Genomic DNA, 9,503 nt, shown 5'->3' with positions numbered 1-9,503 from the left:
CCACCCCAGCCGCCGCCTCCGCTTCCGGCGCGCGTTCGGTGCTCAACGTCGCGCATCGCGGCGCGTCCGCGTACGCGCCGGAGAACACGATCGCCGCGTTCAAGCTGGCCGCCGAGCAGCGCGCCGACCTGTTCGAGCTGGACGTGCAGGAGACCGCGGACCACAAGCTCATCCTGATGCACGACACGACGCTGACCCGCACCACCGACGCCGAGCGCGTCTTCCCCGGCCGGGCGCCGTGGAGCGTGGGCTCGTTCACGCTGGCCGAGATCCGCGAGCTGACCGCCGGCTCCTGGTACGGCCGGACGTTCCGCGGCGAATCGGTGCCCACGCTCGGCGAGGCCCTGGACGCCATGAGCGGGCGCGGGCTCGGCCTGCTGCTGGAGATCAAGGCCCCGCACCTGTACCCGGGCATCGAGGCCCGGGTGGCCGCCGAGCTGCGACGCCATCCCGAGTGGTTGTCGCCGGGGCGGCTGACGGTGGAGTCCTTCGACTGGAACGCGATGCGCGCGTTCCACGCCGAACTGCCGCGGACGCCCATCGGCCTGCTCGGCACCCCACCGGCCGGCCGGCTGCCCGAGCTGGCCGCGTTCGCCGCGCAGATCAACCCGCCGTACACGGCGCTCACCGCGGCCTACGTCCGCCGGGTGCACCGGCACGGGATGCGGGTGCTCACCTGGACGACCGACGACCCGGCCACCATGCGCCGCATGATCTCGTACGGCGTGGACGGCATCATCACCAACAAACCGGACGTCCTGCGGAGCGTGCTCTCGTCCTGACCGGCGGCGGAAAACCAGTCGGCAGGCTTACCCGCTGATCATTAGCCTGGTTCGCCATGGACACCTTGCTCAACGTCGTCGACGTGGAAGCCACCTGCTGGGCGGGGCAACCGCCGGCGGGCCAGGTCAACGAGATCATCGAGATCGGGCTGACCGTGGTGGACCTGGCGGCGGGCACCCGGGTGGCCAGGCATCGGCTGCTGGTGCGTCCGGCGCGGTCGCGGGTGAGCCCGTTCTGCACCGAGCTGACCGGCCTGACCCAGGACGAGGTCGACACCGGCGTCCCGTTCGCCGAGGCGTGCGCGATCCTCGAGAAGGAGCACGCGGCGCGGCGGCGCACCTGGGCCAGCTGGGGTGACTACGACCGCAAGCAGTTCGACCGGCAGTGCTCGGCCGGGCAGGCGCGTTACCCGTTCGGGCGGCGGCACGTCAACGCCAAGCAGGTCTTCTCCGAGGCGCACGGGCTGAGCAGGCGGCTCGGCATGAGCCAGGCGCTGCAGCACGCGGGGCTCCCGCTGGAGGGCCGGCACCACAGCGGCGCGGACGACGCCTGGAACATCGCCACACTCGTCCTGCTGCTCGCCGGGCGCGGCGACTGGCCGGCGGCGGGCTGAACGAGCGTTCGTCGGCGGGCCGATCGGATCCCGGCGGCGCGGGGCGCCCGTCGGCGGGATGCGGACGGCGGATGTCAAGGCTGGTGTTCTTCCTGAACTTTTAGGAAACTTTCCTAAAAGAAGGGAGCCCCCCAGTGACACGACGACGATCTGTCTTAGCCGCCCTCGCGGCCGCGGCGCTCGGCGCCCTGGCCATGGTCGTCCCCGCGGCCACCGCCTCGGCCGCCGACTGCGCCACCGCCTGGAGCGCCACCTCGGTCTACACCGGCGGCGCCACCGTCTCCTACAGCGGCCACAACTGGTCGGCCAAGTGGTGGACGCAGAACGAACGGCCGGGCACCGCGGCCGTCTGGGCCGACAAGGGCACCTGCGGCGGCGACACCGAACCCCCGAAGACCTGCGACTACCCCAACTGGGTCGCCGGCACCACCTATACGGCGGGCACGATCGTCCGCTACACCAACGGCCAGTACTACCGGGCCGAGCACGACAACCCGGGCTACGACCCGACGATCAGCACCTGGTACTGGGAGCCGTACGCGTGCACGGGCCCCACGCCCACCCCGACGACCACGACCACGCCGCCGACCGGCGGGTTCGTGGTCAGCCAGGCCCAGTTCGAGCAGATGTTCCCGAACCGGAACCCGTTCTACACCTACAGCGGCCTGACCGCGGCGCTGTCCGCCTACCCGGCCTTCGCCAACACCGGCAGCGACACGGTCAAGCGGCAGGAGGCGGCGGCGTTCCTGGCCAACGTCAGCCACGAGACCGGCGGCCTGGTGCACATCGTCGAGCAGAACACCTCGAACTACCCGCACTACTGCGACGCCCGGCAACCGTACGGCTGCCCCGCCGGGCAGGCGGCCTACTACGGCCGCGGCCCGATCCAGCTGAGCTGGAACTACAACTACAAGGCGGCCGGTGACGCGCTCGGCATCGACCTGCTGCGCAACCCGTCCCTGGTGCAGAACGACGCCGCGGTGGCCTGGAAGACGGCCCTGTGGTACTGGAACACGCAGAACGGTCCCGGCACCATGACCCCGCACAACGCCATGGTCAACGGCCACGGCTTCGGCGAGACGATCCGCAGCATCAACGGCGCGCTGGAGTGCAACGGCGGCAACCCGGCACAGGTGCAGAGCCGGATCAACAACTACCAGCGATTCGTGCAGATCCTGGGCACCACCCCGGGCGCCAACCTGAGCTGCTGACCGCGTCCGGACATACCAACCATCCATCAACGGGCCGCTATGCGGCCCCTCACCTGCCCCTCCGGGCTCGGGGTACGTTTACGCGGCGGCATGCTCCCCTTGACTGACCCCGTCAATCCTGCGATGCAGGAGGTACCCCAGCCCGGAGGCACCATCATGCGCGCCCGACGAATCGCTGCCGCGCCGTTGACCGCGATCCTGCTCATCACGGCCGCACCCGCGGCCCCCGCCCAGGCGGTACCCACGGCCCCCGTTCAGGCCGGAGCCATGTCCACGGCCTCCGCCCAGGCAGAGGTCACGCGCACGGCCTCCGCCGAGGGGGCCGGGCAGGCCGACATCGACTTCACCCGTCCCGAGCTCGTGGCCGGTGGCCTGCAGATCCCGTGGGGGCTGGCGTTCCTGCCCGACGGCAGCGCGCTGGTCTCGGAGCGCAACACCGCACGCATCGTCCAGGTACGCCCGGGGGCGACGCCCGTCGAGGTGGCCAGGGTTCCCGGGGTGTCGCCGGCCGGCGAGGGCGGGCTGCTCGGCATCGCCGTCTCACCGTCCTACGCCCAGGACGGCTACGTCTACGCCTACTTCACCGCCGCCGCCGACAACCGCATCGTCAGGTTCACACTGGCCGCGCCCGGCACGCCGCAGGTGATCAGGTCGGGCATCCCCAAGTCGAGCATCCACAACGGCGGCCGCCTCGCCTTCGGCCCGGACGGCATGCTGTACGCCAGCACCGGCGACGCGAACGTCAGCGGCAACTCCCAGAACCCGCAGAGCCTCGGCGGCAAGATCCTGCGCATGCGCCCGGACGGCAGCGTGCCGCCCGACAACCCGACCGCCGGTTCGCTCGTCTACAGCCTCGGCCACCGCAACGTGCAGGGCCTGGCCTGGGACGCCCGCGGCCTCATGTACGCCACCGAGTTCGGCCAGAACACCTGGGACGAGGTCAACCACATCGTGGCGGGCGGCAACTACGGCTGGCCCGTCGTGGAAGGCCGCGGCAGCGACCCGCGCTACCGCAACCCGATCGTCGTGTGGACCACGGCCGAGTCCTCGCCCAGCGGCGCCGCCGTGGCCGGCGACACGCTGTTCGCCGCCGCGCTGCGCGGCACCCGGCTGTGGCGCGTCCCGCTGGACGGCCAGGGCGGCGCGGGCACGCCGGACGCCGTCCTGCAGAACGCCTACGGCAGGCTGCGCCACGTCGCGCTCGCCCCCGACGGCCACCTGTGGATCATGACCAGCAACCGCGACGGCCGCGGCACACCCGGCCCGCAGGACGACCGCGTCGTACGGTTCCCACCGGCCGGCGGCGACCCCGGCGAGACCGTGTTCGCCGACGACTTCGAGACCGACAAGGGCTGGACCGTCAACCCGGCGGGCACCGACACCGCCACCGCCGGCCGCTGGGAGCGCGGCGATCCCGACCCGACCACGTACAACGGCGTCCCGCTGCAGCTCGGCAGCACAGTGAGCGGCACGAACGACCTGGTGACCGGCCGCGCGGGCGGCGGCCCCGGCGACGCCGACGTGGACGGCGGCCTCACCACGATCAGGTCGCCGCAGATCGCCCTGCCTGCCGGGACCTCGCTCACGCTGTCGTTCTCCTACTACCTGGCCCACCTGAACAACGCCGGCAGCACCGACTACCTCAGGGTCAGGGCCGGCACGACCGTGCTGTTCCAGCGGCTGGGCTCGGCGGCGAACACCGGCGCGGCGTGGCAACGGGCCACGGCCGACCTGTCGGCGTTCGCCGGGCAGACCGTCCGGCTGGAGATCCAGGCGGCGGACGCGGGCACGGGGAGCTTGATCGAGGCCGCCGTGGACGACGTCACGATCACCAGGAACCAACCGACGTCATGACCCGGCACGGCCGACGTCCTGACCGGCACAATCACCGTGACCGGCAGAACCACCGCAACCGGCACAACCGTCGCGACCAGGCCGGCCATCACGACCAGGCCGGCCGTCGCAACCAGGCCGGCCATCACGATCGGTGCAGCCGTCGCGATCGGTGCAGCCGTCACGATCGGTGCAGCCGTCACGATCACGCCAGCCAGACGGCGTTGCGCCGGTGGCGAGCGGGAGTGACGTCGAAGTCGTCCCCCGCGTCGGGCGGCATGGCGGAGGTGTCGACGGTGTTCGCGGTGCGGCGGATCGCTTCGAGCCTGAGCCGCAGGCGCTGCCGCGCCCTGCGCTCCTCGACGGCGGCCCGCCGCGCCACCCACCGGTCGCGCCGATCGGCCCTGGCCCAGTCGTAGACCGCGACCCGCCGACGAACGAGTTCCGGACGCGGCCGATCACCGAATCGCCGCAGGCAGGCGGCACTGTAACGGAGATCGAAAAGCGTCACGGATCGCCATGGGGTGCCCAGGTCGGCTCCTGGTACAACCGGACGATCGAGGTGATGGGCAGTGCGGGACATACGGCTCCCTGGGTAGCACCGCCAGGTATCTCCTGGCGCGCTACTTGAAGCCGGCCGGTCCCGTTGATCTCCACACCGCCATGCCGGGACCCTAGCACCGCGAACGCCGCCATCCCCAGCCCCGTAGACGCGGAAGGGGACCTGGACCGCAGCCCAGATCCCCTCCTGATCACGTGCGGCACGTCAGCGAAGCCGCCCCGGTCACCACCCGAGCGGTCTCGCGTCGCCGTCCCGCGTCAGCTGCAGCCGCTGGTCGAGCCGCAGCCCTCGCAGACGTAGCAGCTACCCGCGGGACGCATCTTCGTGCCGCAGGTCATGCAGAGCGGCGCGTCGGCGGTGAAGCGCTGGTGGCTCTCCAGCGTCAGCTCCTTGACCGGCTGCTCCTGCTTGGGCGCGGCCTCGATCGGCGCGGACTGGGCCAGCGCCTCGCGGTCGACGGCCTCCTGCAGCGCCGCCGGGTCCTCGCCGCGCTGCTGCGCCGCCCGCTCGGCCGCCGAGAAGATGCCCAGCGCGGCGCGCTCGTCGTACGGCAGGTGGTCGAGCGCCAGCCTGCGGAAGATGTAGTCCATCACGGACGTCGCCATCCGGATGTCCGGGTCGTCCGTCATGCCGGCCGGCTCGAAGCGCATGTTGACGAACTTGCTCATGTACGTCTCCAGCGGCACCCCGTACTGGAGGCCGATGGAGATCGCCACCGAGAAGGCGTCCATGACGCCCGCCAGCGTCGAGCCCTGCTTGGACATCTTGAGGAAGACCTCGCCGAGCCCGTCGTCCGGGTAGGACGAGGCGGTCATGTAGCCCTTGGCGCCGCCCACGGTGAAGCGGGTGGTCATGCTGGGCCGCTGGTTCGGCATGCGCCGCCTGGTCGGCCGGTTGACCTCGATGACCTTGACCTCGGGCTCGGCGGACTCGTCCTTCTTGGCCTCGTCCTTCTTGGTGCCGCCGGCCGACAGGGGCTGGCCGACCTTGCAGTTGTCGCGGTAGACGGCCAGGGCCTTGAGTCCGAGCTTCCAGCCCTCCAGGTAGACCTGCTCGATGTCGTCGATCGTGGCCGACTCGGGCAGGTTGACCGTCTTGGAGATCGCGCCGGACAGGAACGGCTGCGTGGCCGCCATCATCCGCACGTGGCCCATCGGGGCGATGGCCCGCTCGCCCATCGCGCAGTCGAACACCTCGTAGTGCTCCTTGCGCAGGCCGGGGGCGTCGACGACGTGGCCGTGCTCGGCGATGTACTCGACGACGGCCTCGATCGACTCCTGCTGGTAGCCGAGCTGCCTGAGCGCGCGCGGGATCGTCTGGTTGACGATCTGCATGGAGCCACCGCCGACCAGCTTCTTGAACTTGACCAGCGCCAGGTCGGGCTCGATGCCGGTGGTGTCGCAGTCCATCATCAGGCCGATGGTGCCCGTCGGGGCGAGCAGGCTGGCCTGGGCGTTGCGGTAGCCGTTCTTCTCGCCGACCTTCAGGCACTCCGACCACTGGCGCGACGCCTCGGCGTGGATCTTGGAGTCCATCGCGCCGATCGTGCGCAGGTTGTCGTTGGCCGCGGCGTGCTTGCGCATGACGCGCTTGTGCGGCTCGGCGTTGCGGGCGTACCCGTCGTAGGCGCCGACCACCCCGGCCAGCTCGGCGCTGCGCCGGTAGGACACACCGGTCATCAGGGACGTGATCGCGCCCGCCACGGCGCGGCCGCCGTCGGAGTCGTAGGCGTGACCGGTGGCCATGAGCAGCGCGCCCAGGTTGGCGTAGCCGATGCCGAGCTGACGGTAGGCCCGCGTGGTCTCGCCGATCTTCTCGGTCGGGAAGTCGGCGAACGAGATCGAGATGTCCATCGCGGTGATGATCAGCTCGGTCAGCTTGACGAAGTTCTGGATGTCGAAGGAGTTGTCGTCCTTCAGGAACTTCAGCAGGTTGATGCTGGCCAGGTTGCACGAGGAGTTGTCGAGGTGGACGTACTCCGAGCACGGGTTGCTGGCGGTGATGCGGCCGGTCTCCGGCGTGGTGTGCCAGTCGTTGATCGTGTCGTCGTACTGCACGCCGGGGTCGGCGCACTCCCAGGCCGCCTTGGCCATCTTGCGGAACAGGTCTTTCGCGTCGATCTTCTCGATGACCTCGCCGGTCAGGCGGGCGCGCAGGCCGAACTGCTCGCCCTTCTCCACCGCCCGCATGAACTCGTCGGAGACGCGCACCGAGTTGTTGGCGTTCTGGTACTGGACGGAGACGATGTCCTTGCCGCCCAGGTCCATGTCGAAGCCGGCGTCACGCAGCGCGCGGACCTTGTCCTCCTCGCGCGCCTTGGTCTCGATGAACTCCTCGATGTCGGGGTGGTCGACGTCGAGGACGACCATCTTGGCCGCCCTGCGGGTGGCGCCGCCCGACTTGATCGTGCCCGCGGAGGCGTCCGCGCCCCGCATGAACGACACCGGCCCGCTGGCCGTGCCACCGCTCGACAGCAGCTCCTTGGACGACCGGATGCGGGACAGGTTGACCCCGGACCCCGAACCGCCCTTGAAGATCACGCCCTCTTCCTTGTACCACTCCAGGATCGACTCCATCTGGTCGTCCACGGAGAGGATGAAACACGCGCTGACCTGCTGCGGCGACTGGGTTCCCACATTGAACCAGACCGGCGAGTTGAACGCGAAGACCTGGTGCGCCAGAGCGTGCTTGAGCTCGTGGTCGAAGATCTCGGCGTCCTCTTCGGTGGCGAAGTAGCCGTGCTCCAGGCCCGTCCTGGTATACACCCCGACGACCCGGTCGATCAGCTGCTTCAAACTCCACTCACGCTGCGGCGTACCCACCGCGCCGCGGAAGTACTTGGTGGTCACGATGTTCGCGGCGTTGACCGACCAGAACTCGGGGAACTCCACGCCGCGCTGCTCGAAGTTGATCGAGCCGTCGCGCCAGTTCGTCATGACGACGTCGCGGCGCTCCCACTGAATCTCGTCATACGGGTGCACACCGGGCTTGGTGAAGATCCGCTTCATCTTCAGACCCTTGCGCGGCCGCTTGCCCCCGCGCGCCACCGAACCGCTCGCCGTCTCCGTCATGACTCCCCCTTCTCCGCCTTCAACTGTTGAATCTCGGCCTCGAAGTCCGCCAGGCTCTCGAAACCGCGATATACCGATGCGAAACGCAGGTACGCCACCTCGTCCAGCTCCCGCAGCGGGCCCAGAATCGCCAGACCCACCTCGTTGGAGGGGATCTCCGCCGCACCCTTGGCTCTGATGGCCTCTTCCACCCGCTGTCCGAGCTGCGCCAGCGAGTCTTCACTCACCGGCCGGCCCTGGCACGCCCGCCGTACGCCCGCCACGACCTTGTCCCGCGAGAACGGCTCTGTGACGCCGCTGCGCTTGCTCACCATGAGCAGTACGGTCTCCTGCGTGGTGAACCTGCGCCCGCACTCAGGACAGGTACGGCGACGCCTGATGGCCGCGCCGTCGTCCGTGGAACGGCTGTCGATGACCCTGGTGTCAGGGTGGCGACAGAACGGACAATGCACGCTTTCGCCTCCTCGACCCGCGGCCACCACCACGCTCGCCGCGGACGCTCGCGCACGCACCACGACAACCCATGGTGCGGTCACGTAAACACAAGTTGTGGTGAACCGACATCGGTGTAACTACTAGATGTTGTGGTCCAACCGTAGAAGCGCGCGACCATGAACGCAAGTTGAGCGGAGCGGCCACACTGAAGTCGCTGATCAGCCCGGCATCGGGGGTTGGCGTTGGGCGTGTCGTCTCCTCGGGCACCTCGTCCGGCACCCACAGGAGCACCACCGACCCCACCCGGCCAACGACCACCCTCGCCAACAAACCTCACAACGGTACCCGACCTCCCACCCCAGCTCAGCCGTCCGGGCGAGGCTGCTGCGGCGGGCTCCGGACCTGAAGTTCGGACTGGAACCGGAACCCCCCGCACGGCCGGGCACATCCCACTGAGCACCCGTGAGAAACGGGCGATCCACACGCACTCAACGGTGACGCCAACGACGGCGAGCAACCACAGCAAGCCCCCAACCGGCCGAATCACCACGTAGCGGAGGCACACGCAACAGAGGCACCCGCAAGGTGACGGGTGACGGGCCGGCGTCATGACAGGCAGGGTCGCGACAGAGGCAGAGGTCTTGGCAGGCACAGGTCTCGGCAGGCGCGGATCGTGAAGGCGCGGGCCTTAGAAGCACGGGCCTAGGAGGCGCGGGTCTTGGAAGCGCGGGCCTTAGAAGCGCGGGCCTTAGAAGCGCAGGCCTAGGAGGCGCAGGCCTAGGAGGCGCGGGTCTTAAAAGCGCGGGTCTTAAAAGCGCGGGCCTTAGAAGCGCAGGCCTAGGAGGCGCGGGTCTTGGAAGCGCAGGTCGTGACAGGCGGGAGCGGAGGGCGTGGTCCGGTACAAGGCTGCCGCGGAGACATCGCGGGACCGCAGCGAAGCCGCCGGGCCATCACAGGGCCGTGGCGGAGGGCTATGGCGCTGTCTCTTATACACA

The 9,503-nt window shown here is 69.8% G+C and carries 7 protein-coding genes; 4 read left to right on the top strand and 3 right to left on the bottom strand.

Going from position 1 to position 9,503, the window contains the following annotated elements:
* The 4 genes from HII36_RS50695 to HII36_RS50680 all read left to right on the top strand — a co-directional run.
* A partial coding sequence (locus HII36_RS50695; protein ID WP_173530580.1) for a glycerophosphodiester phosphodiesterase occupies nucleotides 1-782 on the top strand: 782 nt, incomplete at its 5' end.
* 56 nt (nucleotides 783-838) lie between these two features.
* Nucleotides 839-1,396 carry a 3'-5' exonuclease gene (locus tag HII36_RS50690; RefSeq protein WP_173530579.1) on the top strand — a complete coding sequence of 186 codons (558 nt, stop codon included), beginning with the start codon at nucleotides 839-841 and terminating at the stop codon, nucleotides 1,394-1,396.
* A 134-nt stretch (nucleotides 1,397-1,530) separates the two neighbouring features.
* Nucleotides 1,531-2,607, top strand: coding sequence for a glycoside hydrolase family 19 protein (locus tag HII36_RS50685; RefSeq protein ID WP_407940905.1), 1,077 nt, complete (start codon nucleotides 1,531-1,533; stop codon nucleotides 2,605-2,607).
* Between the two features lie 156 nt (nucleotides 2,608-2,763).
* Complete coding sequence (locus tag HII36_RS50680) at nucleotides 2,764-4,461, top strand: PQQ-dependent sugar dehydrogenase (RefSeq protein ID WP_173530578.1); 1,698 nt, start codon at nucleotides 2,764-2,766, stop codon at nucleotides 4,459-4,461.
* 184 nt (nucleotides 4,462-4,645) lie between these two features.
* Here HII36_RS50680 and HII36_RS50675 read toward each other — a convergent pair whose 3' ends face one another.
* The 3 genes from HII36_RS50675 to nrdR form a co-directional block, all read right to left on the bottom strand.
* On the bottom strand, nucleotides 4,646-4,951 hold the full coding sequence (locus HII36_RS50675; RefSeq protein WP_173530577.1) for a hypothetical protein: 306 nt from the start codon (nucleotides 4,949-4,951) through the stop codon (nucleotides 4,646-4,648).
* A 308-nt stretch (nucleotides 4,952-5,259) separates the two neighbouring features.
* Entirely contained in the window at nucleotides 5,260-8,073 is a 2,814-nt protein-coding gene (locus HII36_RS50670) for a vitamin B12-dependent ribonucleotide reductase (protein ID WP_173530576.1), read from the bottom strand.
* The gene (nrdR, locus tag HII36_RS50665; protein ID WP_055506161.1) at nucleotides 8,070-8,525 is read right to left on the bottom strand and encodes a transcriptional regulator NrdR; all 456 of its coding nucleotides are present in this window, start codon (nucleotides 8,523-8,525) and stop codon (nucleotides 8,070-8,072) included. Before nrdR ends, HII36_RS50670 begins: the two co-directional genes overlap by 4 nt.
* Nucleotides 8,526-9,503: the final 978 nt, after the last annotated feature.

Source organism: Nonomuraea antri (assembly GCF_013283785.1).
Taxonomy (GTDB): domain Bacteria; phylum Actinomycetota; class Actinomycetes; order Streptosporangiales; family Streptosporangiaceae; genus Nonomuraea; species Nonomuraea antri.
The sequence above is the reverse complement of the archived record's forward strand: the minus strand, read 5'-3'. Positions and strand labels throughout refer to the sequence as shown.

Excerpts from the sequence above, each read along its gene's own strand:
- HII36_RS50690 (WP_173530579.1), top strand. The coding sequence starts at position 839 with ATGGACACCTTGCTCAACGTCGTCGACGTGGAAGCCACCTGCTGGGCG.
- HII36_RS50680 (WP_173530578.1), top strand. The coding sequence starts at position 2,764 with ATGCGCGCCCGACGAATCGCTGCCGCGCCGTTGACCGCGATCCTGCTC.
- HII36_RS50670 (WP_173530576.1), bottom strand. The coding sequence starts at position 8,073 with ATGACGGAGACGGCGAGCGGTTCGGTGGCGCGCGGGGGCAAGCGGCCG.